The following is a 23,664-nucleotide window of genomic DNA, read 5'->3' on the forward strand; positions in this document are numbered from 1 at the left end:
CCTGTCCTCCCAAACTCATTCTGTACCAAAGGATTTGAACCATGATTGACCTTGAGGTTCCGAAGAAGTTCGTTCCGCTGCTCAAGCAGGCATCCGGCCTGGCCGACGAGGTCTTCCGGCCGATCAGCCGCAAGTACGACCTCGCCGAGCACGAGTACCCGCGCGAACTCGACCTGATGTCCGCCGTCATCGACGGCCTGTCCGATTCGGGCGCGTCGCAGGGCGCCGGTGCACGCACGACGAGCGGCGGCTCCAAGGAGCCGGCCGGCGTCGGCGCCGGCTCGCGTGGCGCCAAGACCAAGGAGACCGTCAACGGCTCCAACCTGTCGTCGGTGCTGTCGATCATGCAGACCTGCCGCGGCGACGTCGGTCTCACCCTGTCGCTCCCCCGCCAGGGGCTCGGCAACGCCGCGATCGCGGCTGTGGCCAACGACGAGCAGAAGGAGCGCTACGGCAGCAAGTGGGCTGCGATGGCGATCACCGAACCCGACACCGGCTCCGACTCGGGCGCGATCCGCACGACCGCGACCAAGGACGGCGACGAATACGTCCTCAACGGCGAGAAGATCTTCGTCACGAGCGGCGAGCGCGCCGAGCTGGTCGTCGTCTGGGCGACGCTCGACCGCGCGCTCGGCAAGAAGGCGATCAAGTCGTTCGTGGTGCGCCGCGACAACCCGGGCCTGAAGCTGGTGCGCCTGGAACACAAGCTCGGCATCCGCGCGTCGGACACCGCCGCCTTCTCCCTCGACAACTGCCGTGTGCCGGCGGAGGACCTGCTCGGCGACCCGGAGATCCGGACCGAGGGCGGGTTCGGCGGTGCCATGCAGACGTTCGACAACACGCGGCCGCTGGTGGCCGCGATGGCCGTCGGCCTCACCCGGGCCAGCCTCGACCTCACGACCGAGCTGCTCGCGAAGGCCGGTCTCACCGCCGACGCCGACGCACCGCTGCACACGCAGCCGTATGCCGCGGCACGCCTCCTGCAGATGGAGGCCGACTACGAGGCGGCATACCTGCTGACGATGCGCGCCGCCTGGATGGCCGACAACGGCAAGCCCAACTCCATGCAGGCCTCGATGGCCAAGGCGAAGGCCGGCCGGACCTGCGTCGACGTCGCGCTGACCTGCGTACAGCTTTGTGGCGCAACGGGATACGCCGAGACCGAGCTGCTGGAGAAGTGGGCCCGGGACAGCAAGATCCTGGACATCTTCGAGGGCACGCAGCAGATTCAGCTGCTCGTCGTCGCCCGCCGCCTGCTGGAGTTGAGCTCGAGCGAGCTGAAGTAGCAGCCGCTCCGACGAACGGATGACGAAGGCCCGACCGGTTCACCGGTCGGGCCTTCGTCGTGGAAAGTCCTGGAAAGTCCTGGAAAATCTTTGTCAGCTCTTGGCGTTCGCCCGCTGCAGCGCCATGATCAGGTCATCCCGGGCGCTCTGGGTCGAGGCGCTGCGGATCGCGTCCAACAGTTCACGCCGACCACGGGCAGCTTCACGGTGGGTACGGATGGCGCGGGCGAGCGAGGTCATGCTGGTCTCTCCTTCGAGACGTATTCGATAACGAATTCTTCGTTATCGAAATTTTACCTCCGCCATACCTTCGCCCGCCAACGCGCCGGAGGTGACTTCGCACACACCCCTGCCGGAATCGGATCCTCCGCTCACGCCTGGTCGAGACTCGTGCGCACGATGCGCAGTAGCTCCTCGGTCCCCAGCCCGAGCCGTCGTACACGCGCCGCGAAATCGGCAGCCGCAGCCGCCGCGAGCGCCCGCGTGCCATCTCCTCCGGCGGCCACCCGCGTGCCCTGACGACCCATGCCCTCTATCAACCCGGCCTCCTCGAGCTGGGTGTACGCCTTCGCCACCGTCCCCGGTGCGAGACCGAGCTCGGCGGCCAGCCCGCGCACCGACGTCAGCCGGGCGCCGACCGCCAGCTCCCCGGCCTCGATGCGTGCCGCGATCTGCTCGCAGATCTGCTGGTATGGCGGGACCGCGCTGTCTTGATCGATGGTCATCATCCACCCATCGAACATCCTCCCGGGCACCCACGGGAAGACACGCCACATCCGGCGGGCCCAGGACCCTTGAAGAAAACATTTTTCCTCTACCCTGCCTTTACGAATTGAATTTTCCCTCGGATCGCCCGCCCTGGACCGATCCACCCCTTGTTCCCCGGCTTCACCCGTCACCTGCCACATCACCAAGGAGAACCATGCGCACCACCACAGCTGCGGCACTTGCTTCCCTGACCGCGCTCACCCTCGCCCTCGCCGGCTGCGGCGACAGCGGTGGTTCCGGTGGGTCGGGTGACTCCGCAGGCGCCGCGGCCAACGGCGGCGGCACCGCCAAGTCGTTGACGTTCTGGGTCATGAAGGGCACCAACCCCGACGCGTCGAAGTTCTACGCGGCTGCCAAGAAGGAGTTCAAGAAGAAGACCGGCGCCACGCTGAACATCCAGGAGGTCGAGTGGGCCGACGCGCATGACCGGCTGGTGCGGTCCTTCGCCGGCGGTGGCGGCCCGGACGTGTCGGAGATCGGCACCACCTGGACCCCGGAGTTCGCAGCGGCGGGCGGCCTGGCCGACATCACCAAGCAGGTCACCTCCTCGGGCATGGGCAAGGACGAGCTGAAGGCGCTGAAGGACTCGGCGACGTATGACGGCAAGCAGTACGGCGTGGGCTGGTATGCCGGCGTGCGCGGCATCGTCTACCGCAAGGACATCTTCGCCAAGGACGGCGTGAAGGTCCCGACGAACTGGGCCGAGCTGGAGCAGGCCGTCAAGACGCTGAAGGCCAAGGAGCCGAAGATGGCCGCCATGCCCATCGCGGGCGGCTCGTCATACGGATCGGCACCGTTCATCTGGGGTGCCGGAGGTGGCTTCGCCACCAAAGACGGCGACAAGTGGAAGAGCACGCTGGACTCCAAGGCGTCGCAGGCGGGCCTGAAGTTCTACACCGACCTGGCACTGAAGGACGGCTCCTCGACCACCGCGGCTTCGACCTGGAAGGAGACCGACCTGCTGGATGCGTTCGCGAAGAACAAGGCGGCCATGGTCATCCAGGGCAACTGGACGCCCAAGACCGCGATCGAGCAGAACCCCGACCTGAAGAACAAGATCGGCGCGTTCGCGATCCCCGGCAAGAACGGTGGCGTGGCACCGGCGTTCCTCGGCGGCTCCAACCTGTCGGTGATGGCGACCAGCAAGAAGCAGGACCTCGCCTGGAAGTTCATCCAGCTGATGACGACCGGTGACCTGGCGAAGAAGTGGGCCGACCAGACCGGCTTCCTGCCGACGACCAAGACCGCGCTGCAGCCGTTCGCCGACAGCCCCGACAAGCTCGTCGCGCCGTTCGCGACCGCGATGCTCAAGGGCGGCCGGAACGTCCCGAGTGCACCGCAGTGGGGCACGGTCGAGGGCAACAAGACGATCACCGCGATGCTGCAGTCGATCCTGACGGGCACCTCCGTGCCCGCGGCGAGCAAGAAGGCGGCGGAGGCGATCACCTCCACGCTGAACGCCAAGAGCTGAGCGCCACCCGACACCGACACCGACACCGAAGAACTTCTACGTGCCTACTTCCAAGTCACGGCCCTGGCTCCTGCTGGCCGGCCCGCTGATCGTCATCGCCGGACTGCTGCTCTACCCGATCGTCCGGGTGACGGTGCTGTCCTTCCAGCGCTACAACCTGCGCGAGGTGATCAGCGGGCACCCGGTGGGCATCGGGTTCGACAACTACAAGCAGATCTTCTCCGGCGCGCCGGGCCTGCCCGCGTCATACATGTGGAAGACGATCCTGCCGAACACCGTTGTGCTCGCTGCACTCGCGGTGTTCTGCACGATCGTTCTCGGCACGCTGGTCGCACTGTTGCTGCTCAATGTCGGTCCGAAGGTGCGCGCGCTGATCATCGGGTCGATCCTGATCGCCTGGGCCATTCCGGCGGTCTCGGACACCTATGTCTGGAAGTGGATCTTCGCGCCCGACGACGGGATCGCGAAGCACACGCTGGAATGGCTCGGCCTGATCGGTCCGAACGGGCACAACTGGTTCACCGACCGATGGTCGTTCTACGCGATCGTGCTGCTCAACGTCGTGCACCACAGCTTCCCGTTCGTGGCCGTGACACTCTTCGCCGGAATGCTCACTGTGCCAACGGAATTGCACGAGGCTGCCAAGATCGACGGCGCCTCGGCGTGGCGGCGGTTCTGGTCGGTCACCATGCCGCTGCTCCGCCCGGTCTTCGCGGTGGTCACCATCCTGTCGACGATCTGGGACTTCAAGGTGTTCACCCAGATCTATCTGATGCCCGGCGGCGACGGCAGCAACCCGGACGTGTTCAACCTCGGCGTCTGGTCCTACGTCTCGTCGATCAACCAGACGAAGTACGGCCTCGGTTCGTCGATCGCCGTCCTGCTCACACTGGTGCTGCTGATGATCAGCCTCGTCTACCTACGGGTCATGTTCCGGGAGGAGGAGACCGTATGAGGACCAACTCCCCGTGGCGCACGACCGGCAAGACGGTCGCTGTCGTGACCCTGCTGTTCTTCACGCTCTTCCCCGTCTACTTCATGCTGAGTACGGCGTTCAACGCCCGCAACGGTTCGGGCACGGACAACCTGCTGCCGGACCACGCGACGTTCGACAACTTCACCCGAGTGTTCTCGGAGCACGAGTTCGGTCGCTATCTGCTGAACTCGGCGATCGTCACGGCCGCGGTCGTCGTGATCTCCGGTGCTCTCGCCCTGCTCGGCGCCGTCGCGATCGCGCGGTTCCGTTTCCGGTTCCGCTCCACCATGCTGGTGCTGATCCTGGTGGTGCAGATGCTGCCCGCCGAGGCGCTGGTCATCCCGCTCTTCCTGCAGATGAAGGACTGGCGGATGCTCAACTCGCTGCTCGGGCTGATCCTGGTCTACATCGCCTTCTCACTGCCCTTCGCCATCTGGAACCTACGGGGTTTCGTAGCGGCCGTGCCGCGCGAGTTGGAGGAGGCGGCATACCTGGACGGTTGTGGGTGGTGGCGGATGTTCCGCTCGATCCTCTTGCCGCTCGTCGTGCCGGGACTCGTTGCCACGTCGGCGTTCTCGTTCGTCATGGCGTGGGAGGAGTTCACCTTCGCACTCACCTTCCTGTCCAAGGACAGCGTGCTCACGGTCGGGGTGGGCCTGCAGCACTTCTCGACCGCCAACACGAATGACTGGGGTGGCCTGATGGCAGCCTCGACCGTGGTTACTCTTCCTGTCGTGATCGTCTTCGTGCTTGCCCAGCGACGCCTCGGTGCCGGCCTCGTCTCCGGCGCCGTCAAGTGACAACCCCGCGAATGGGCACGGACCCCGCCGTCGACCGGCTGATCCATACCGTCCTGCAGCCCGGGTTCGCCGGCCGCAACGAACCACCGCGCTGGCTGGCCGACGCCATCGGTCGTGGCCTCGGCGGTGTCGTCTACTTCAGCCACAACATCGGCGACGTCGACACGACGGCAACACTGTCAGGGCAACTGCACGAACTGGGTGACGTACTCATCGCCACCGACGAGGAGGGCGGCATCGTCAGCCGCCTCGGTGCCCGGGACGGGTCACCACACGTCGGCGCCGCCATGCTCGGCCGGGTCGACGACGTCGCGGCGACCCGCGCGGTCGGCGCCGCGATCGGGGCGGACCTGCGCGCATCGGGCATCGACATCGACCTGGCGCCGGTCGTCGACGTCAACAGCAACCCCGGCAACCCGGTGATCGGGGTGCGCTCGTTCGGTGCCACACCACAACTGGTCACCCGCCATGCCATCGCGTATGCCGAGGGCCTGCAGGCGACGGGAGTCGCCGCGACTGCCAAGCACTTCCCGGGACACGGTGACACTGCAGTTGATTCGCACGTCGGGCTGCCTCAGGTCGATGCCCCGCTCGAGGTGCTGCGCGAACGCGAGCTCGCCCCCTTCGCCGCGGTGGTCCGCGCCGGTGTGCGCGCGGTGATGACCGCGCACGTCATCCTGCCCGCGCTGGATCCGTCGCGCCCGGCCACGATCAGCGCACCGGTCCTGTCGATGCTGCGCAACGAACTGGGCTTCGACGGCGTCATCATGACCGACGCACTCGACATGGGCGCGATCCGCGACACGATCGGCCTGGGCGAGGGGTGCGTGCAGGCATTGCTCGCCGGCGCCGATCTGCTCGGCCTCGGCAACCCGGTGCTGGGCGCGACGACCTCCGACAAGGACCTGCAGGTCTTCACCGAGGCGCGCACCGTGTTGGCACGCGCCGTCGACGAGGGCCGACTGCCGGTCGAGCGGCTCGAGCAGGCAGCCGGCCGGATCGACGCGCTGCGCCGGTGGCGACGCACACGAGCGGCGGCACCACCCGTGGTCGACCGCTCCGCCGACCTGTCCGTCGCCGGCCGCTCCCTGGCCACTCGAGGTCAGCTCGAGCTCCCATCAAATCCCTTGCGAGTGCTCGACATTCGCCGGCAGCGAAACGTCGCCGCGGGAGCGCTTCCGGCACTGACGGTCCAGGCCGTCCTCGATGCCAGGCCCGGGTCGTCGATCACGTCGGCGTTCGTGCTCCCCGAGGCCGTCGAGGGGCACGCGGACGACGCCGAGCTCGCGCCGCGGTCCGATCTGCCCGTCGCCGATGTCGTCGTGACGGGTTCCCCCCGTCACGACGCGGCCGAGGACGAGCAGCTTCGAGTCGCACTCGCGGCCAATCCGGACGCGCTGGTGCTGGTCCTCGGCTACGCGACCGGCACCGAGGAATTGGCCGGCGCACGACGAGTGATCTGGACGTTCGGCGACAGTGTGCCGACGGCCGCTGCCGTCACCACCCTGCTGCATCGCTGACCACTCGCGCTCCGCGGCCGGGTGACGTGCCCGCGGCATACCCGATCAGCACCTCACAACGCCGAAACAGGGCGAATCTCAAGGAGATTCGCCCTGTTTCGCGTGCGGACCGGCTCAGCGGCGCTGGGACTCGACCGTCCGTCGCACTGCCTCCGCGACTGCAGGTGCGACATCGGCGTCGAAGACGCTCGGGACGATGTAGCTGGCGTTGAGCTCGCTCGCGCTCACCGAGTCGGCGATCGCCCGCGCCGCGGCCACCAGCAACTCGGTGCTGATCTTGTGCGCGGACGCATCGAGCAGGCCACGGAAGAGACCCGGGAATGCCAGCACGTTGTTGATCTGGTTGGGGAAGTCACTGCGGCCGGTCGCGACGACAGCTGCGTGCTTGGCTGCTTCGGCGGCCGGGATCTCCGGGTCCGGGTTGGCCAGCGCGAAGACGATCGAGTCGTCCGCCATCCGAGCGACATCCTGCTCGCCCAGGATGTTCGGGCCGGAGACGCCGATGAAGACGTCGGCGTCGACCAGCGCGTCGGCGAGCGACCCGGTCACCTCACGCGGGTTGGTGTTCTCGGCGATCCAGATGCGGTGCTCGTCCTGGTAGCTCCCACCGCGGTGGATCGCACCCGAGCGACTGCAGGCCACGATGTCGGAGGCGCCCTGCGCACCCAGCAACTGGATGATCGCGTGGCCGGCCGCGCCGACACCGGAGACGACGATGCGGACATCCTCGATCTTCTTGTCCACGACCCGCAGCGCGTTGATGAGCGCGGCAAGGACCACGATGGCCGTGCCGTGCTGGTCGTCGTGGAAGACCGGGATGTCCAGCTCCTCCCGCAACCGGCGCTCGATCTCGAAACAACGCGGTGCCGCGATGTCCTCGAGGTTGACCCCGCCATACACCGGCGCGAGCGCCTTGACGATCGAGATGATCTCCTCGGTGTCCGTGGTGTCCAGGCAGACCGGCCAGGCGTCGACGTTCGCGAACTGCTTGAAGAGCGCCGCCTTGCCCTCCATCACCGGCAGCGCGGCCTCCGGACCGATGTCGCCCAGCCCGAGCACGGCGGTGCCGTCGGTGACGACGGCGACGGTGTTGCGCTTCACGGTCAGTCGCCGCGCGTCCTCCTTGTTGGCCGCGATGGCGAGGCACACGCGGGCGACGCCCGGCGTGTAGGCGCGGGACAGGTCGTCGCGGGTCCGCAGCTCCACCTTGGGCTCGACGGAGAGCTTGCCGCCCAAGTGCATCAGGAAGGTGCGGTCGCTGACCTTGCGAACGTCGTATCCGCCTGCGGTTGTGAGGGATTCACGGATGCGCTCGGCGTGGTTCTCGTCGGCCGTGTCGCACGTGACATCGACGACCAGACCCTCGGGAGTGGACTCGGTGACGTCCAGTGCGGTCACCGACGCCCCAGCGCTGGCAACCGCCGACGCGAGGTCACTGGCCGTGCGCTGTCCGGGCGTGAGTCCGACGCGCAACGTGACCGAGTATCCGGGGCTCGTGTGGGTCATCAAACCTCTCCGATCTGGTGGGGAACCAACAGGGAATCAAACAGGGAATCGAACAATGGCACCGCTACGGCGCGGGCCGTCACGGTACGACGGCGGCTGCCGCCGGGATTTCGTCGCAGTATGCCGCATGCGCGATGCCGGGCGGGGATGCGACGGCAATGCGGGACAGCACCCTTGACGGAACGGGTTCATCTTGGCACACTTCCATCATTCAATATTTAGTTTCCGTATTGTGGAATTTAACGAAGGACATCCGGCATGACCCGACACACCGTGAACGCCTCGATCCTGCTGACCGACCGACCGCTGCTCGAGCGGCCCGCCGCTGCCAGGGCGGCAGGCTTCGACGCGGTGGAGTTCTGGTGGCCCTGGCCGCAGACCGCGACGCCCTCCGCCGACCAGGTCGACGCGTTCGTCGCCGCCATCGAGGACGCCGGTGTGCAGCTGACCGGCCTGAACTTCTTCGCAGGCGACATGCCCGCCGGTGAACGCGGGATCGTGAACAACCCGGCCCGCCAGGACGAGTTCCGCGCCAACGTCGACCTCGTGGTCGAGATCGGCGAACGCCTCGGGTGCAAGCACTTCAACGCCCTCTACGGGCTGCACGCCGACGGGATCGACGAGGAGGCGGAGGCCGAGGCAGCGCGCGCCAATCTGAGCTACGCGGCCAAGGCAGTGGACGCGATCGGCGGCACCGTCCTGCTGGAGCCCGTCTCGGGTGCCGAGGCCTATCCCCTCAAGAAGGCCGCCGACGCACTCGCCGTCATCGACTCCGTCGGCGCCGGCAACATCCGGTTGCTGGCCGACTTCTACCACCTAGCGGTGAACGGCGACGACGTCGCCGCCGTCATCGCCGAGCATGCCCAGGACTTCGGGCACATCCAGATCGCCGACGCGCCCGGTCGTGGCGCGCCCGGCACCGGCGACCTCCCCCTCGACACGTGGATCAAGGCGGCCCAGGACGGCGGGTATGACGGGCCGATCGGCCTGGAGTACATCGCCGGCGAAGGTGATCCGTTCGCCTGGGTCCAGGCCTGAATCCCCCTGACCGTCATACGTTTTCCAAGGAGCCAGTCATGAGTAACACCACTTCAGTCGCCGTCATCGGCCTCGGCATCATGGGCGCGCCCATGGCCGCCAACCTCGTCAAGGCCGGCTACCAGGTCACCGGCTACAACCGCAGCCAGGAGCCGATCGACACGCTGGTCGCCGCCGGCGGCAAGGGCGCCTCGTCAATCGCCGAGGCGGTCCACGAGGCCGACGTCATCATCACGATGGTGCCCGACTCCCCCGACGTCGTCGCGGTCGCCCGTGGCACCGAGGACGAGCCCGGCCTGATCGGCTCCGCCAAGGCGGGCGCGATCTGGGTCGACTGCTCGACGATCCGCCCGGACGTCGCCCGTGACGTCGCCGAGGAGGCGAAGGCCGCCGGCCTGAAGCCGCTCGACGGGCCGGTGTCCGGCGGTGAGGCAGGCGCCATCGAGGGCACCCTGTCGATCATGGTCGGCGGTGAGGCCGCCGACCTGGAGACCGTGCGTCCGGTCCTGGAGACCGTCGGCAAGACCGTGGTCCACGTCGGCCCGAGCGGCTCGGGTCAGACGGTCAAGGCCGCCAACCAGCTGATCGTCGCCGGCACCATCGAGCTCGTCGCCGAGGCCCTGGTCTTCCTGGAGGCGTATGACGTCGACACGACCGCCGCCGTCGAGGTCCTGGCCGGCGGGCTCGCCGGCAACCGGATCCTGGACCGCAAGGCCGCGTCGATGATCAAGCGCGAGTTCCAGCCCGGCTTCCGCATCGACCTGCACCACAAGGACATGGGCATCGTGCTGGACTCGGCCCGCGCCGCCGGTGTCGCCATCCCGCTCGGCAGCCAGACCGCGCAGCTCGTGCAGGACCTGCGCAACCTCGGCCACGGCGGCCTCGACCACTCGGCTTTGCTGCTCCTCGTGGAGCAGCTGTCCGGACGCAGCAGCAAGAACGAAGGCGATGCACGATGACCCGCATGCAGGCTGTTGACGCAGCTGTCCTGATCCTCGAAAAGGAAGGCGCCACACAAACTTTCGGCTTGCCCGGCGCCGCCATCAACCCGTTGTATGCCGCGATGCGCCGCCACGGCGGCATGCAGCATGTGCTCGCCCGGCACGTCGAGGCCGCGTCGCACATGGCCGAGGGCTACACCCGCGCGGCACCCGGGAACATCGGCGTCTGCCTGGGCACCTCGGGTCCGGCCGGCACCGACATGATCACCGGCCTCTACTCCGCCGGCGCCGACTCGACGCCGATCCTGGCGATCACCGGTCAGGCACCGCTCGCCAAGCTGGACAAGGAGGACTTCCAGGCCGTCGACATCGCGTCGATCGCGGCACCGGTCACCAAGTGGGCGGTCACCGTCAAGGAAGCCGCCCAAGTGCCCGGCACGTTCGCCAAGGCCTTCTGGCTGATGCGCGAGGGTCGGCCCGGACCGGTGCTGATCGACCTGCCGCTGGACGTGCAGCAGGCGGAGATCGACTTCGACATCGACACCTACGAGCCCCTCGCCGTCACCCGGCCGGCGGCGACCCAGGCACAGGTCGCGAAGGTCTTCGACCTGCTGCTGGCGTCCGAGCGTCCGGTGCTGATCGCCGGCGGCGGCATCATCAACGCCGACGCGTCGGACAAGCTGGTCGAAGTCGCCGAATTGCTCGGCATACCAGTCATTCCCACCCTGATGGGCTGGGGCGCAATCCCGGACGACCACCCGCTGCACGCGGGCATGGTCGGTCTGCAGACGGCGCACCGTTACGGCAACGAGACGCTGCTGGCCTCCGACTTCGTGCTCGGCGTCGGCAACCGGTGGGCCAACCGTCATACGGGAGCGCTCGACGTCTACCGCCAGGGGCGCACGTTCGTCCACGTCGACATCGAGCCGACCCAGATCGGCCGTGTCTTCGCACCCGACTACGGCGTCGTGTCCGATGCCGGTGCCTTCCTGGACGCATTCCTGGCCGAGGCGCACCGGCGCAAGGGCGACGGGCCCCTGCCGGACAACGCGGTGTGGGCGAAGGACTGTCAGCAGCGCAAGGCGACGTTGCAGCGCAAGACGCACTTCGACGACGTCCCGATCAAGCCCCAGCGGGTCTACGAGGCGATGAACGCCGCGTTCGGCCGCGAGACCACCTACGTCTCCACGATCGGCCTGTCGCAGATCGCCGGAGCGCAGTTGCTGCACGTCTTCGGTCCGCGTCGCTGGATCAACTGCGGCCAAGCCGGTCCGCTCGGCTGGACCCTGCCCGCCGCGCTCGGAGTGGCCACCGCGAAGCCGGACCAACAGGTCGTTGCGCTCTCCGGTGACTACGACTTCCAGTTCCTCATCGAGGAGCTGGCCGTCGGCGCACAGCACAACATCCCCTATGTGCACGTGCTGGTGAACAACTCCTACCTGGGGTTGATCCGCCAGTCGCAGCGCGCCTTCGACATGGACTACTACGTGTCGCTCGCCTTCGAGAACATCAATTCCCCGGAGGTCGAGGGGTATGGCGTGGACCATCTCAAGGTCGTGGAAGGCCTGGGGTGCAAGGAGATTCGCGTGCACAACCCGGACGACCTCGAGCCGGCGCTGCGCAAGGCCAGCGCGATGGCCGAGGAACTGCGGGTGCCCGTCGTCGTCGAGGTCATCATGGAGCGGGTCACTAACATCTCCATGGGTGCCGCCGGCATCGACTCGGTCACCGAGTTCGAGGAGGTCGCCTCGTCGGCCAGCGACGCACCCACCGCCATCCTGCCGATCGGTTGACACCGACGGCCGGTCCCCGCAGACGATCGGAGCACAGCGTGCGAGTGGTCATCGCGCCGGACAAGTTCAAGGGATCCCTGCCCGCAGACGCCGTGGGCGAAGCCCTCGCCGCCGGCATCGCCCGGGTCGTCGCTGCCGACGTCGACCTGGTGCCGATGGCCGACGGCGGGGACGGCACCGTCGAGGCGGCGTTGCGGGCCGGCTACACCGCTTCGCGGCACTCGGTGACCGGTCCGGTCGGTGAGCAGGTCGAGGCGGTCCTCGCCGTGCGGGGCGACACCGCCGTCGTCGAGTTGGCGACCGCGTCCGGGCTGGCCCTGCTCCCACCGGATTCCCTCGCACCGCTCACCGCGACGAGCCGAGGAACCGGCGAGCTCGTGGCCGCGGCGCTCGACGCGGGGTGCACCCGGATCGTCCTCGGAGTCGGCGGCAGCGCCTGCACCGACGGCGGGGCCGGGCTGCTCGCCGCGCTCGGCATACGGCTGCTCGACGCCGGTGGTCGCCCGCTGGCGGACGGCGGCGCTGCTCTCGCCGACCTCGCCGAGGTCGATCTGACGGGCCTGGACCCGCGCGTCCGCCACACCGAATTCGTCGTGGCACTCGACGTCGACAACCCACTGCTGGGCGAGAACGGCGCTGCCGCGATCTTCGGCCCGCAGAAGGGCGCGAGCCCGGACGAGGTGGGGCAGCTCAATGACGCGCTGGCCCACTTCGCTCGGGTGCTGGCCACGACCGTCGGACCGACGATCGATGCGGCGGCAGCCGCGCCCGGCGCCGGTGCGGCGGGTGGCGTCGGCTTCGCCGCGCTCGCCGTGCTCGGCGCGACGCCGCAGACCGGGCTGGAGCTGGTCGCCGACCTGGTCGGCCTCGCCGACCGCGTACGCGGAGCCGACCTGGTCATCACCGGTGAGGGCAGCCTCGATCAGCAGAGCCTGGCAGGCAAGACGCCGGTCGGCGTCGCCCGCATCGCACGCGCGGCCGGGGTACCCCGGGTGACGGCCGTCTGTGGTGTGAGCACACTGGATGAGAAGCAAGCAACAGCGGGCGGTTTCGATGCCGTGTGGACACTGGCCGACCTGGAGTCGGACGTGGCACGCAGCATCACGAATGCGGCCGAACTGTTGACACAGACCGGTGAACAGATCGGTCGCTGGATCGCAACCAAGGAGAGCTGATGACCGAGTCCGACCTGCTGGCACCCGTCAACCGACCGGATGTCGTTCGGCAACAGATCGCCGATTTCGTTGCTGCGCACGGTGATCCACGTTCGACCGAGGCTGAGTCCGCCCACAGCGCGGGCGGCATAGACCTCGTCATCCGTGGCGCCCGGGTGCTGGTCGACGGCCAGGAGTCTCCCCGTGAGGTCGCCATCGCCGGCGGCCGCATCGCCGCGATCGAGCCACTCGGCACGGGCCTGCAGGCGCCCACCGTCGTCGACCTGGGCGCCGATGAGGTGCTCATGGCCGGCGTCGTCGACGCCCACGTGCACGTCAACGAACCCGGGCGCACCGAGTGGGAAGGTTTCGCGACCGCGACCCGGGCCGCCGCGGCGGGCGGTGTCACGACGATCATCGACATGCCGCTCAACTCGATCCCGTCAACGGTGACGGTGCCGGCGCTGGACTACAAGCGCATGGTCGCCTCGGGCCAGGTCTCCGTCGACGTCGGCTTCTGGGGTGGTGCCGTGCCGGGCAACCGCGACGAGCTGCGCGGGCTGCACGACGAGGGTGTGTTCGGCTTCAAGTGCTTCCTGCTCGACTCGGGAGTCGACGAGTTCCCGCCCCTGACGCCGGATGCGCTGCAGGACTACCTGACGACGATCGCCGAGTTCGACGGGTTGATGATCGTCCACGCAGAGGACGCCGCGACCATCGGTGGCGCGACACCGCCCCACGGCACCCGGTACGCCGACTTCCTGAACTCCCGCCCGCGCGATGCCGAGAGCCTGGCCATCGCCCAGGTCATCGAGGCCGCCCGGCAGACCGGTGCCCGCGCGCACATCCTGCACCTGTCGTCGTCGGACGCGCTGCCCGCCCTGCGCGCGGCCAAGCAGAGCGGTGTCGACATCACCGCCGAAACCTGCCCGCACTACCTGACGCTCTCCGCCGAGGACGTGCCCGGCGGTGGCACGGCATACAAGTGCTGCCCGCCGATCCGCGAGGGCGCCAACCGCGAGCTGCTGTGGGACGCACTGGCGGACGGCACGATCGACTACATCGCCTCCGACCACTCCCCGTCGACCGTCGAGCTGAAGGACCTCGAGCACGGCGACTTCGGCACGGCATGGGGCGGCATCGCGTCGGTGCAACTGGCCCTGCCTGCGGTGTGGACCGAGGCACGCCGCCGAGGCATCTCGCTGGCGTCGGTCTCCGAGTGGATGACCTCGCGACCGGCCGAGCGAATCGGCTTGCGCCACAAGGGAAAGCTCGCTGTCGGGTATGACGCCGACCTTGCGATCCTCGCGCCCGACGAGGAGTTCGTCGTCGACGCCGGGAAACTGCAGCACAAGAACCCCGTCTCCGCGTATGACGGCAAGACGCTCACCGGGGTCGTGCGGCATACGTTCGTGCGCGGCGCGGCCGTCGACGGCGACAAGCCCGCCGGCCGGCTGCTCGTGCGCGGCACCGACTGACGAGAGACAGGACACCCATGCGACTACTCCGTGTCGGTGATGCCGGCGCCGAGCGCCCGGCCGCCTTCGCGGCGGATGGTTCCGTCGTCGACGTCTCCTCCGTGGTGCCGGACTACGACCACCGCACGTTGAACGACGACACCCTCACGACGGTCGTCGATGCCGTCACGAGCGGCGACCTGCCGGTGCTGGACCCGACCGGGGTGCGGATCGGGTCACCGGTCGCCCGACCGGGGAAGGTCGTCTGCATCGGCCTGAACTACCGGGACCATGCCGCGGAGACGGGCGCGTCGATCCCCACCGAGCCCATCGTCTTCATGAAGGACCCCTCGTGTGTCGTGGGTCCGCACGACGACGTGCCGATCCCACGGGGTAGCACCAGGACCGACTACGAGGTCGAGCTCGCGGTGGTCGTCGGACGCACCGCGCGCTATCTCGATTCACCGGAGCAGTCGGCCGCCCACATCGCCGGCTACGCCCTCTCGCACGACGTGTCGGAACGCGAGTTCCAGCTCGAGCGCGGCGGCGGCCAGTGGGACAAGGGCAAGAGCTGCGAGGGCTTCAATCCGCTCGGGCCCTGGCTCGTCACGCCCGACGAGTTCGACCCGTCGAACGCTCCGATCCGGTTGCAGGTCAACGGATCCGACCGTCAGGTCAGCAGCACCGACCAGTTGATCTTCGACGTGCACCAGGTGGTGTGGCATCTCAGTCAGTTCATGGTGTTGCACCCGGGCGACGTCATCAACACCGGTACGCCGGGCGGGGTGGCCATGGGCCACGCGGACCCGAAGCCCTATCTGCGGGACGGTGACCTGGTCGAAGCCGAGATCACCGGGCTGGGCCGGATGCGGCAGGTCTTCCGGCAGGCTTGAACGCAGCGGCGCCGTCAGGCGCCGGCCTGCTCCGTCAGGCGCTCACCTTCCCGCGCAGACTGATGTCGGCGCAGGCCGCGCAGGTGTCCTCGGGGATGATGCCCAGCCGCATGAGCTGGGCGAAGACGAAACAGCCCGCACAGAAGCCCAGCACGCTCTCCAATGTCGCGAAGACGGCCAGAACGATCAGCAGCACGGTTGAAATCGCCTGCAGGCCGATCAGATTGAAGACAAGTGCGCCGCCGGAGAAGGCGAGGCCGATGGCCTGCGCGAACCGTTTGGGTGGTCCGGGCACGAGCTTGGCGGTGCCCAGCCGTGGGGCGATGACCCTCGTCGCGAGCTGGCCGAGCGGGCTGAGCCTGGGACCGCTGGCAACGCGTGCCGCGAAACCGTAGGCGAGCACCAGCAGCACGACCCACCACCCGGTGATCGCGCCGACAACGCTCAGAACGACGACGCCCGCTGCGACCGACCGGGCGGCCTTCTCGTTCACCGGGTTCGGAAAGCCGAAAATCTCTGCCACGCGCCAACCATAACGAAATATTCTGTTTTGGTTAACTTCGTGTCACTTGGTGAGCAGGTGCACCATGTCACGCGATGTGGGTCAACTCGCTCGCGCGCACCGGGAATCGCAGCGGCTGTCCCTGCGCGAGACGCTCGACCTCGTCGACCGCGACCTGCCCCAGGCGCAGCACCTCGTTGCCCATCGACCCCGCGATGTGTGGCGTCAGCACGACGTTCGGCAACGCGAACAACGGGCTGTCCGCCGGCAGCGGCTCCGGCTCGGTCACGTCCAGGTAGGCGTCGAGGCGTCCGGACACGACATGGCGTTCGAGCGCGGGCGTGTCCACCAGACTCCCCCGCGCCGTGTTGATGAGCACCGCACCGTCCCGCATCAGTGCCAGCGCGCGGTCGTCGATCAGGTGCCGCGTCGCCGGGATCGCCGGGGCGTGCAGGGTCACGATGTCGCTGCGCCGCAGCAGGTCGGGCAACTCGACCAACTGTGCGCCCCGCGACTGCGCCTCACCGGCATCGAGGAACGGGTCGCTCACCAGCACCGACACGTCGAGCACGTGCAGCAGGTCGATCACGCGGCGACCGATCCGTGACGCGCCGACAACGCCCACCGTGATGCCGTTGCTGCCGTGCTGCAACCGGCTCTCGTCGAACCCGCGCTTGTCCCCCGTCGCCCGGTATGCCGCGACGTGCCGGGAGAACCTCTTGGCTGCGAGAACGACTGTCGCCAGGGTGAATTCGGCCACCGGCACCGCGTTGCTCTCTGCCGCGGTGGACACGACGACACCGGCATCCCAGACGCACGGGTCGACAATGCCCTTGACGGATCCGGCCGCGTGGACGACGGCGCGCAACTGGTCGAAACGCCCCAAGGTCGCCGCGTCGAGGTATGGCGAACCCCAGCCGGTGAGCAACGTGTCCACGCCGCGCAGCACGTCGGGGTCTGTATCGCCGAAATCCCGGACCAGCAGCGGCGCACCGGTGTCGTCGCGGAGCACGGTGGCGAACCCGTCGAGCCGGTCCAGCGTCGCCCCGTCGAACGCAGTCCGGAAAGCCTCGTCCGACATCGCGAAACAGACCACCGGTCGCGTCGCGCTCTCCGCGTGCATCAGTCCCCTTCCACTGCGACGGCGCTTCTCAGGGCCGATGCGCGCGTCGCGGCTTCCAGTATCCCGTACGCCCGATCGTCACAGCAGTCGGTAGTTGCCGACAACCGCCGCCTCGTCGCGTTCGGGCGGGCCCTCGATCCGGCTCGCGAGATCGGCCTGGAATGCCCGGAACGCGCTCAACTGCGGCAGCGGCGACTCGCCATCGGCGACCGCCAGGTGCACGAAGGTGTTGTCGCCCAGTCGCAGAGTGGCGTAGCGGAATCCCTCCGGTGCACGCTCGGCGAGCTCGTCATACACGGCGCGCACGAGGTCCTCGTTCTTCGCCGTCTCGGCCGGACGGGTGGTGTATCGGACAACGCGAAAAGTAGTCATACGAGGGCAGACCCGAGGTCGGCCACGGTTTCACCGGTGAATCCCGACCGGACGATAAGTCAACACCAGTAACCGAACTCGTGGAGGACTTCTCATGGAGAACACCGGATCGACGAAGCAACGCGCGTCCCTCGGCTGGGTGCTGCTGCTCACCGCGGCCGCTGCGCTGATCGTCGCCCTGGACCAACTCGTCGTGGCAACGGCGTTGCAGCGGATCCGCGCTGACCTGGACGCGTCGATGAGTGCGCTGGAATGGACCGTCAACGCGTTCAGCCTCAGTTTCGCGGCGCTGCTCCTGCCGGCCGCGGACATCGGCGACCGCATCGGCCACAAGCGCACGTACCTCCTGGGACTCATCGTCTTCGCAGTTGCCTCCGCGTCATGCGCGCTGGCCCCCGGCGTGGGCCTGCTGATCACGGCACGCGTCATACAGGGCGTGGGTGCGGCGCTGATCTCGCCGGCGGCGCTGACCCTGCTGACCAGCGCGGCACCGGCCGCGAAGAGAGGCACGGTGATGGGTCTGTATGCCGCGGTGATGGGCCTCGCGGTCGTCGGGGGGCCGGTGGTCGGCGGGGCTGTCGCGCAAGGCATCGCGTGGCAGTGGATCTTCTGGATCAACCTGCCCGTCGTCGCGCTCGTCCTGCCGCTCGCGGCGGCTAAGCTCACCGAGACGAAGGGCACTCCCGCGCGTCCCGACCCGATCGGCCTGCTGCTGTCCGCGTCGTCGATGTGTGCCATCGTCTGGGCGCTGGTGCGGTCCGGGCCCGCCGGGTGGTCCAGCGCGGAGGTGCTCGGCACTCTGATCGGTGGAGGTGGGCTGCTGGTGGCGTTCGTCGGGTGGGAGCTGCGCAGGGCCGAGCCGATGCTCCCGGTGCGAGTCTTCGCGATCCCCGAGTTCGCCGCCGCCAACGTGTCGGCCCTGTTGCTGACCGCGTCACTCTTCGGCACTGTCTTCTTCCTCGCCCAGTATCTGCAGGTGGCGATGGGATATTCGCCGCTCGGGGCGGGTGTGCGGTTCCTGCCATGGACCGTGCTGCTCTTCGTCATCGCGCCGTTGGCCGGCCGGCTGCAGGATCGGTTCGGCGCGCGCTGGCTGATCTTCACCGGTCTCCTGTTGCAAGGGGCCGGCCTGGGCTGGATCGCGATCACCGCTCATCAACACGACTCGTACGGCGCCACCGCGGCGGGTCTCGTGGTGTCCGGCTTCGGAACCTCCCTGGCGATGCCGGCTCAACAAACGGCGGTGATGAGCTCGACCCCGCGCACCGTCATCGGCAAGGCGTCCGGCACCTTCAACGTGCTGCGGCAGGTGGGCGGTGCGCTGGGTATCGCCCTCCTCGCGTCGGTCTTCGCGGCATACGGAAATGACCACACGCCAATGGGTTTCGCGAATGGCTTCGCAGCGGCGATGGTCGGCGCTATGGTCCTCGCGTGGCTCGGTGCGATGAGCGGACTCTTCGTGCCGGCGCGGCCGCGGCGGGCCGATGCGGACCCCGTCCCCGAGGTCGCGGCGACGCCCGTGCCGACCGGCCCGAAGGAGGATCTCGGTGTCCGTTGACAACGCGCCGGACGGTGCCTTCGCCGAGCTGGCCGACCCCTACCGCCGCGAGCTCCTGGCCCATTGCTACCGCATGGTCGGATCGGTGCACGACGCCGAGGATCTCGTGCAGGAGACCTTGCTGCGGGCCTGGCGCGGCTACCCGCGTTTCGACGGGCGGTCGTCGTTGCGGACCTGGCTCTATCGTATCGCCACCAATGCCTGCCTCACCGCGCTCGGGGGCAACAGCCGCCGGATGCTGCCGTCGGGCCTCGGCTCGGGGACTCCCGATTCCGAGCACGCCGAGCTGCGCCGACTCGACTCCGTGGCCTGGCTGGAACCCGCGCCCACGACAGCGCTGACGACAGCGATGACCGACCCGGCCGCCGTGGCCGTCACCCGGGACAGCACGCGTCTGGCCCTCATCGCGGCGTTCCAACTGCTGCCCGCACGACAGCGAGCGGTGCTGATCCTGGTGGACGTCGCGGGGTACGCGCCGGCCGAGGCGGCGGATCTGCTCGGAGTCACGGTGACCGCTGCGCGCAGCCTGCTGCAACGTGCTCGGGAGACGATCCACGTCAATCGGCCGGCGATGGATCGGACGACGACAGATCGCACGACGGATCGCACCACGACGGATCACACGACGGCGACCGCCGTCGAGGAGTCCGTGCTGGGTCGTTATCTGCAGGCTTTCGAGTCGGCCGACATCGCGTTGCTGGCCGAGCTGCTCCGGGCGGACGTCGAGTACGAGATGCCGCCGCACCCCGTGTGGTTCGTCGGGCGCGACGCGGTGCTGGATCACCACCGCCGCCGCGTGCTCGGCCACCGGACGCGGGCACTGCGCACCTCCGCGAACGGTTTCCCCGCGCTGGCGACCTACAGCGAGCGCGCGGACGGCTCGTTCGCCCCGCACGCGATCCATGTGCTGGAGATCGAGAACGGTCTGATCGCCCGGGTCACGGTGTTCCTGGACGAGCGCCTCTTCGGCAGCTTCTCGCTGCCGGCCACCCTGCCGGCTGTCGTATGACGGGCGATATCCCACCTATCCCGTCGTCGTCCGCACCGGCGTGCCGCCCTGGTCTCGCGCGAACAGCAGCAGGCAGATCGGCCCGAGCGCGACGGCTGCGATCATCGCCAGCCCGTTGTAGCCGACCACCGCCATGATCGGACCACCGAGGAACGCGCCGCCTGCAGCCGTCATGTTGGATGCCATGTCCGCGAATCCCTGGATCTGCGTTCGCTGATCGTCGGCCACCACCCTCGACAGGCTTGCGGCACCTCCGACACTCATCACCGACCAGCCGAGCCCCAGGAGGATGAGCGAAATGGTCACGAACGTCATGCTGTCGACGCCCAGGATCGCCGCGAGAAAGCTGCCGGCGAAGAGGGCGACGCCCAAGCACATACCCACCCGGACCCCGAACCGGTCCGAGATCATCCCCGAGATCGACGCCGGGCCGTACATCGCAAGGACGTGCAGACTGATCGAGACACCGACGACGGTCAGCGATCCACCTTCGGCGGCCATGTGAACCGGCGCCATCGTCATCACCGTCACCATCAGGACCTGAGCCGTCACGATGGCTGTCAGGGCGAGCGCAGCAGATCGGTTCGTGCTGCAGAGCTCCATGACCGCGCCCCACGAGGCATGACCGCGCCGTGAGTTGTTGCGTGCCACGGTCTCCCCGACGCCACCCTGGCCGGCGGCGTCCTCCGCGATCTCCAGTGCCGTCAGGAGCGGGTCCGGCCGGAGGCGGACGATGGTCACGATGCCCGCGATGAGCAACGCGACAACAGCGAAAACGAACGCCCCACCGAGTTCGGCCAGATGGACACGCCGAGCAAACGCGGCTCCGGGCGCGCCGAGGTTGGGACCGAGCACTGCGCCGATCGCACCCACCGAGACCACCAGGCTCAGCGCACGCGCCTTGTGCGCCGGTGCCGCCAGATCGGCGGCCGCGAACCTGGCTTGCAACTGAGTCCCCGAGCCCGCACCGGCGACGAGGAGCCCCAGGACGAGCGCGGGTAGGTTCTGCAGTTGTGCGGCGAGCACGAGCAGCGCGGAGCCCACCGCGGCGACGATCCATCCACAGCCCAACGCCCATCGGCGTCCATACCGGATCGCCATGTTCGCCAACGGAATTCCGACTGCCGCGGCACCCACCGTGCTCCCGGTGCGAGCCAGTCCCGCCCAGACCTCACTCGCCGTCATCTGCTCGGCCAGGAGTACCCCGACCGATGGCACGACGCCGACTCCGATCGCTCCGACGACCTGCGCAACGGCGAGAGTGCGAAGGGTCCGGCGCTGCAATCGCTGCACCTCAGGGGTTTCCAGCCCCGCGGTGCAGGCGCTGAGCTCAGTCATCCGCTCGCCCTTCCGCGACGCTGCGCGCCGCTCTGATCCCCGCGCGGATCGCCCCCTCCAGGTGACCGGGAAACGCCGTATCAGTTTCGGTCGACGCCCACCGGATGGTGCCGGACCCGCCGTGCGCGGCAGGCTGGAAGACCCGATGGCCGTATGTCGCGGTGGTTGCCTCGCCGGCATCGAGACGACGACCGGGCGCAGTCCATGGGTCGGCGCGCCAGTTCTTGACGTGCACGCTGAGCGGCAGACCGCCCTCGGGCCCGAACAACCGCGCCACCTGATCGATGAAACGACTGCGCAGTTCCTCGTCCAACAAGCCCTCGCACGGGACCGCTGGTGCGAACGCGAAGATCGCGCCGCCGCGCCCCGGCACACTCATGTCGTGGAACTCCCGAAAGGGGCCACGCTGACTCATCGCCGATCCCGCCATACCTCCCGACCGCCAGAAGGGAGTCGCGTAGGTCGCGACCGCCTTGACCATGTCGCCCATCCACACTGCCGTCGTCCGCGCGACGTCGACCAGAGATGCGTCCAGTGGCGGACTGACGTCGATCGTGGAAACCGCGAGCGCGGGTGGCACAGCGAGAATGACTGCAGCAGTTTCGATCTCGGTTCCGGCGGCGACCCGCACAAGAGCGCCGCCGTCGTTCACCGTCACCGCCGAGACCGGTGAGTCCAGTCGTAGCACTCCTTCAGGGAGGGTGTCCGCCATACGCTGTGCCAGGTCCTGGGCTCCGTCCCGAAACCGGAATGCCGGTGGTTCCCAAGGGTTTCCGTCGATACGCCGCACGTCGCCGTCAACGAGTTCGACGACTGCGTCGCCCTCGCGGTATTGATCGAAGACCGGCACCTGAAGCTCCTCGACCAACTCCCGCACGGCGGGTTCGTTCGCCCACCACCAGGTCGCCCCGAGGTCGGCGGGTCCGCTGCCGGTGTCGACCGACAGGGCACGACCACCCACACGATCGCGAGCCTCCACACAGAGGACGCGCCGGCGTGCGTCACGGACCAGGTGGTGGGTGGCGGCCAGCCCGGAGATCCCCGCACCGATGACGACGACATCGCATTCGGCGTGACTCACCGCGGATCCGCCTCGGACCCCTCGCGCATCTCCAGCACCGTCCGGAATCGGGTGCGCCCGAGCCGCAGGTCGTCAAGTGCCTCCGCAGCTTCCGTGAGGGGACGGGTCTCCAGCACCGGGCGTACGTCGTTCATGACGGCGAAGTTCATCGCCCGTTCGACGTCGGCCGGACCACCCGTGAGGTGACCGCGGATGGTGAGACCCGACATGACGAGTCGCCCGACCGGCAACTGCACCGTCCCCCCGTCCACTCCGACGAGCACGAGATGACCACCGTCGGCGAGGCCGTCGATGAGTGTGCCGGCCGGCGCCGTCGATGACGCGGTGTAGACGATGAGGTCAGCGCCACCGAGTGCGGCGAGCGCTTCGCCCGGCGACTGCACCTCGCTGTCGAGGTAGTGGTGAGCGCCCAGCGATCGCGCCAGCGCCTCGCGCTGCGAACCACGAGCAATGGCAACGGTTTCGAAGCCCATGCGGGCTGCGAACTGGACCGCCAGATGACCCAGTCCACCGATGCCGAAGACGGCAACGCGCGAACCTGGTCGAAGCCCCGCTGAGCGCACCGCATTGAACGCGGTGACCCCGGCGCAACCGAACGGCGCGGCCTCGGAGAAGCTCATCGCGTCCGGGATCGGGACCAGCGCCCGGGCGGGCGCGGTGACCGACTCGGCCCAGCCGCCCGGGTAGGAGACGCCGGGGATCCGTCGCTCCGGGCAGTGCACGACATCACCGCGACGGCATACACCGCAGTGGCCGCAGCTGCCACCGAACCATCCGAGCGCGACGCGGTCCCCGACGGACCAGCCCACGACATCGGCCCCGAGTTCGGCGATCGTGCCGGCGATCTCGTGCCCCGGCGTCATCGGGAAGCCGTATGACGACGTACGCGCCCCGGCTGCGCCGAGATCCGCATAGCAGACGCCGCACGCGGCCACGTCGATGCGCACCTCACCGACCGCAGGTCTGCTCGGCTCGATCTCGATCCGCTCCGGACGCCGACCGGACGCGGTCACTGCCATGGCGAGCACTGGTTGTCCTCCTTCACGGTCCCTGCTACTTGTATCCTAGTTGACACGGC

The 23,664-nt window shown here is 68.5% G+C and carries 22 protein-coding genes; 13 read left to right on the top strand and 9 right to left on the bottom strand.

Translation table 11 applies throughout. The annotated features are described in order from the left end of the window. Window positions 1-41 precede the first annotated feature (41 nt). Window positions 42-1,286, top strand: coding sequence for an acyl-CoA dehydrogenase family protein (locus VG502_RS17710; protein ID WP_325551403.1), 1,245 nt, complete (start codon window positions 42-44; stop codon window positions 1,284-1,286). A 93-nt stretch (window positions 1,287-1,379) separates the two neighbouring features. Here the strand turns inward: VG502_RS17710 and VG502_RS17715 are convergent, their stop codons facing one another. Together VG502_RS17715 and VG502_RS17720 are read right to left on the bottom strand one after the other, a co-directional pair. Further along, window positions 1,380-1,526 carry a hypothetical protein gene (locus VG502_RS17715; RefSeq protein ID WP_325551404.1) on the bottom strand — a complete coding sequence of 49 codons (147 nt, stop codon included), beginning with the start codon at window positions 1,524-1,526 and terminating at the stop codon, window positions 1,380-1,382. A 131-nt stretch (window positions 1,527-1,657) separates the two neighbouring features. Beyond that, window positions 1,658-2,011 (bottom strand): GntR family transcriptional regulator, encoded by a 354-nt coding sequence (locus VG502_RS17720; protein ID WP_325551405.1) that lies wholly within the window; start codon window positions 2,009-2,011, stop codon window positions 1,658-1,660. Between the two features lie 197 nt (window positions 2,012-2,208). On the opposite strand from VG502_RS17720, the gene VG502_RS17725 reads away from it, so the two are divergent. From VG502_RS17725 to VG502_RS17740, 4 genes are read left to right on the top strand one after another with little or no spacing between them, the layout of a single operon-like run. Continuing rightward, window positions 2,209-3,525, top strand: a complete 1,317-nt coding sequence (locus tag VG502_RS17725) for a sugar ABC transporter substrate-binding protein (protein WP_325551406.1) — start codon at window positions 2,209-2,211, stop codon at window positions 3,523-3,525. 40 nt (window positions 3,526-3,565) lie between these two features. Further along, window positions 3,566-4,480 (top strand): carbohydrate ABC transporter permease, encoded by a 915-nt coding sequence (locus VG502_RS17730; protein WP_325551407.1) that lies wholly within the window; start codon window positions 3,566-3,568, stop codon window positions 4,478-4,480. Further along, entirely contained in the window at window positions 4,477-5,301 is an 825-nt protein-coding gene (locus tag VG502_RS17735; RefSeq protein ID WP_325551408.1) for a carbohydrate ABC transporter permease, read from the top strand. Before VG502_RS17730 ends, VG502_RS17735 begins: the two co-directional genes overlap by 4 nt. 11 nt (window positions 5,302-5,312) lie before the next feature. Next, complete coding sequence (locus VG502_RS17740; protein ID WP_325551409.1) at window positions 5,313-6,821, top strand: glycoside hydrolase family 3 N-terminal domain-containing protein; 1,509 nt, start codon at window positions 5,313-5,315, stop codon at window positions 6,819-6,821. Between the two features lie 114 nt (window positions 6,822-6,935). Here the strand turns inward: VG502_RS17740 and VG502_RS17745 are convergent, their stop codons facing one another. Then, window positions 6,936-8,327 carry an NAD(P)-dependent malic enzyme gene (locus tag VG502_RS17745; protein WP_325551410.1) on the bottom strand — a complete coding sequence of 464 codons (1,392 nt, stop codon included), beginning with the start codon at window positions 8,325-8,327 and terminating at the stop codon, window positions 6,936-6,938. A gap of 258 nt (window positions 8,328-8,585) precedes the next feature. Here VG502_RS17745 and VG502_RS17750 point away from each other — a divergent pair, with 258 nt between their 5' ends. Genes VG502_RS17750 through VG502_RS17775 form a run of 6 tightly spaced genes read left to right on the top strand, consistent with a single transcriptional unit; the run spans window position 8,586 to window position 15,603 of the window. Then, on the top strand, window positions 8,586-9,365 hold the full coding sequence (locus tag VG502_RS17750; RefSeq protein ID WP_325551411.1) for a hydroxypyruvate isomerase family protein: 780 nt from the start codon (window positions 8,586-8,588) through the stop codon (window positions 9,363-9,365). Window positions 9,366-9,403: 38 nt separating this feature from the next. Then, window positions 9,404-10,324 (top strand): 2-hydroxy-3-oxopropionate reductase, encoded by a 921-nt coding sequence (locus VG502_RS17755; protein ID WP_325551412.1) that lies wholly within the window; start codon window positions 9,404-9,406, stop codon window positions 10,322-10,324. Beyond that, window positions 10,321-12,099, top strand: a complete 1,779-nt coding sequence (gene gcl / locus VG502_RS17760) for a glyoxylate carboligase (protein ID WP_325551413.1) — start codon at window positions 10,321-10,323, stop codon at window positions 12,097-12,099. Before VG502_RS17755 ends, gcl begins: the two co-directional genes overlap by 4 nt. A gap of 38 nt (window positions 12,100-12,137) precedes the next feature. After that, window positions 12,138-13,274: a glycerate kinase gene (locus VG502_RS17765; RefSeq protein WP_325551414.1), complete on the top strand. Its 1,137-nt coding sequence runs from the start codon at window positions 12,138-12,140 to the stop codon at window positions 13,272-13,274. Next, the gene (allB, locus tag VG502_RS17770; protein WP_325551415.1) at window positions 13,274-14,731 is read left to right on the top strand and encodes an allantoinase AllB; all 1,458 of its coding nucleotides are present in this window, start codon (window positions 13,274-13,276) and stop codon (window positions 14,729-14,731) included. The genes VG502_RS17765 and allB overlap by 1 nt, the downstream gene beginning before the upstream one ends. Window positions 14,732-14,748: 17 nt before the next feature. Next, a complete protein-coding gene (locus tag VG502_RS17775) occupies window positions 14,749-15,603 on the top strand; it encodes a fumarylacetoacetate hydrolase family protein (RefSeq protein ID WP_325551416.1) in 855 nt (284 codons plus the stop codon). 34 nt (window positions 15,604-15,637) lie between these two features. Here the strand turns inward: VG502_RS17775 and VG502_RS17780 are convergent, their stop codons facing one another. The 3 genes from VG502_RS17780 to VG502_RS17790 all read right to left on the bottom strand — a co-directional run bounded on the left by VG502_RS17780 (window position 15,638) and on the right by VG502_RS17790 (window position 17,600). Then, window positions 15,638-16,126, bottom strand: coding sequence for a DUF4395 domain-containing protein (locus VG502_RS17780; protein ID WP_325551417.1), 489 nt, complete (start codon window positions 16,124-16,126; stop codon window positions 15,638-15,640). Between the two features lie 67 nt (window positions 16,127-16,193). Next, complete coding sequence (locus VG502_RS17785) at window positions 16,194-17,228, bottom strand: hydroxyacid dehydrogenase (protein ID WP_325551418.1); 1,035 nt, start codon at window positions 17,226-17,228, stop codon at window positions 16,194-16,196. A gap of 78 nt (window positions 17,229-17,306) precedes the next feature. Continuing rightward, window positions 17,307-17,600, bottom strand: coding sequence for a hypothetical protein (locus tag VG502_RS17790; protein ID WP_325551419.1), 294 nt, complete (start codon window positions 17,598-17,600; stop codon window positions 17,307-17,309). 94 nt (window positions 17,601-17,694) lie between these two features. On the opposite strand from VG502_RS17790, the gene VG502_RS17795 reads away from it, so the two are divergent. Together VG502_RS17795 and VG502_RS17800 are read left to right on the top strand one after the other, a co-directional pair. Continuing rightward, the gene (locus VG502_RS17795; RefSeq protein WP_325551420.1) at window positions 17,695-19,158 is read left to right on the top strand and encodes a DHA2 family efflux MFS transporter permease subunit; all 1,464 of its coding nucleotides are present in this window, start codon (window positions 17,695-17,697) and stop codon (window positions 19,156-19,158) included. Next, window positions 19,148-20,167, top strand: a complete 1,020-nt coding sequence (locus VG502_RS17800) for an RNA polymerase subunit sigma-70 (protein ID WP_325551421.1) — start codon at window positions 19,148-19,150, stop codon at window positions 20,165-20,167. Before VG502_RS17795 ends, VG502_RS17800 begins: the two co-directional genes overlap by 11 nt. Window positions 20,168-20,182: 15 nt before the next feature. Here the strand turns inward: VG502_RS17800 and VG502_RS17805 are convergent, their stop codons facing one another. Genes VG502_RS17805 through VG502_RS17815 form a run of 3 tightly spaced genes read right to left on the bottom strand, consistent with a single transcriptional unit; the run spans window position 20,183 to window position 23,605 of the window. Next, window positions 20,183-21,505, bottom strand: coding sequence for an MFS transporter (locus tag VG502_RS17805; protein WP_325551422.1), 1,323 nt, complete (start codon window positions 21,503-21,505; stop codon window positions 20,183-20,185). Further along, on the bottom strand, window positions 21,498-22,586 hold the full coding sequence (locus tag VG502_RS17810) for a flavin monoamine oxidase family protein (RefSeq protein ID WP_325551423.1): 1,089 nt from the start codon (window positions 22,584-22,586) through the stop codon (window positions 21,498-21,500). Before VG502_RS17810 ends, VG502_RS17805 begins: the two co-directional genes overlap by 8 nt. Further along, a complete protein-coding gene (locus VG502_RS17815) occupies window positions 22,583-23,605 on the bottom strand; it encodes an alcohol dehydrogenase catalytic domain-containing protein (protein ID WP_325551468.1) in 1,023 nt (340 codons plus the stop codon). Before VG502_RS17815 ends, VG502_RS17810 begins: the two co-directional genes overlap by 4 nt. Between the last annotated feature and the right edge of the window lie 59 nt (window positions 23,606-23,664).

The organism is Flexivirga sp., from assembly GCF_035551235.1.
Classification (GTDB): domain Bacteria; phylum Actinomycetota; class Actinomycetes; order Actinomycetales; family Dermatophilaceae; genus Flexivirga.

What these genes read in the sequence shown, in the direction of transcription:
- gcl (WP_325551413.1), top strand. Translation starts at nt 10,321, where the DNA reads ATGACCCGCATGCAGGCTGTTGACGCAGCTGTCCTGATCCTCGAAAAG.
- VG502_RS17740 (WP_325551409.1), top strand. Translation starts at nt 5,313, where the DNA reads ATGGGCACGGACCCCGCCGTCGACCGGCTGATCCATACCGTCCTGCAG.
- VG502_RS17735 (WP_325551408.1), top strand. Translation starts at nt 4,477, where the DNA reads ATGAGGACCAACTCCCCGTGGCGCACGACCGGCAAGACGGTCGCTGTC.
- VG502_RS17715 (WP_325551404.1), bottom strand. Translation starts at nt 1,526, where the DNA reads ATGACCTCGCTCGCCCGCGCCATCCGTACCCACCGTGAAGCTGCCCGT.
- allB (WP_325551415.1), top strand. Translation starts at nt 13,274, where the DNA reads ATGACCGAGTCCGACCTGCTGGCACCCGTCAACCGACCGGATGTCGTT.
- VG502_RS17815 (WP_325551468.1), bottom strand. Translation starts at nt 23,605, where the DNA reads ATGGCAGTGACCGCGTCCGGTCGGCGTCCGGAGCGGATCGAGATCGAG.
- VG502_RS17785 (WP_325551418.1), bottom strand. Translation starts at nt 17,228, where the DNA reads ATGCACGCGGAGAGCGCGACGCGACCGGTGGTCTGTTTCGCGATGTCG.
- VG502_RS17790 (WP_325551419.1), bottom strand. Translation starts at nt 17,600, where the DNA reads ATGACTACTTTTCGCGTTGTCCGATACACCACCCGTCCGGCCGAGACG.
- VG502_RS17750 (WP_325551411.1), top strand. Translation starts at nt 8,586, where the DNA reads ATGACCCGACACACCGTGAACGCCTCGATCCTGCTGACCGACCGACCG.
- VG502_RS17725 (WP_325551406.1), top strand. Translation starts at nt 2,209, where the DNA reads ATGCGCACCACCACAGCTGCGGCACTTGCTTCCCTGACCGCGCTCACC.
- VG502_RS17745 (WP_325551410.1), bottom strand. Translation starts at nt 8,327, where the DNA reads ATGACCCACACGAGCCCCGGATACTCGGTCACGTTGCGCGTCGGACTC.
- VG502_RS17720 (WP_325551405.1), bottom strand. Translation starts at nt 2,011, where the DNA reads ATGACCATCGATCAAGACAGCGCGGTCCCGCCATACCAGCAGATCTGC.
- VG502_RS17775 (WP_325551416.1), top strand. Translation starts at nt 14,749, where the DNA reads ATGCGACTACTCCGTGTCGGTGATGCCGGCGCCGAGCGCCCGGCCGCC.
- VG502_RS17710 (WP_325551403.1), top strand. Translation starts at nt 42, where the DNA reads ATGATTGACCTTGAGGTTCCGAAGAAGTTCGTTCCGCTGCTCAAGCAG.
- VG502_RS17805 (WP_325551422.1), bottom strand. Translation starts at nt 21,505, where the DNA reads ATGACTGAGCTCAGCGCCTGCACCGCGGGGCTGGAAACCCCTGAGGTG.
- VG502_RS17795 (WP_325551420.1), top strand. Translation starts at nt 17,695, where the DNA reads ATGGAGAACACCGGATCGACGAAGCAACGCGCGTCCCTCGGCTGGGTG.
- VG502_RS17755 (WP_325551412.1), top strand. Translation starts at nt 9,404, where the DNA reads ATGAGTAACACCACTTCAGTCGCCGTCATCGGCCTCGGCATCATGGGC.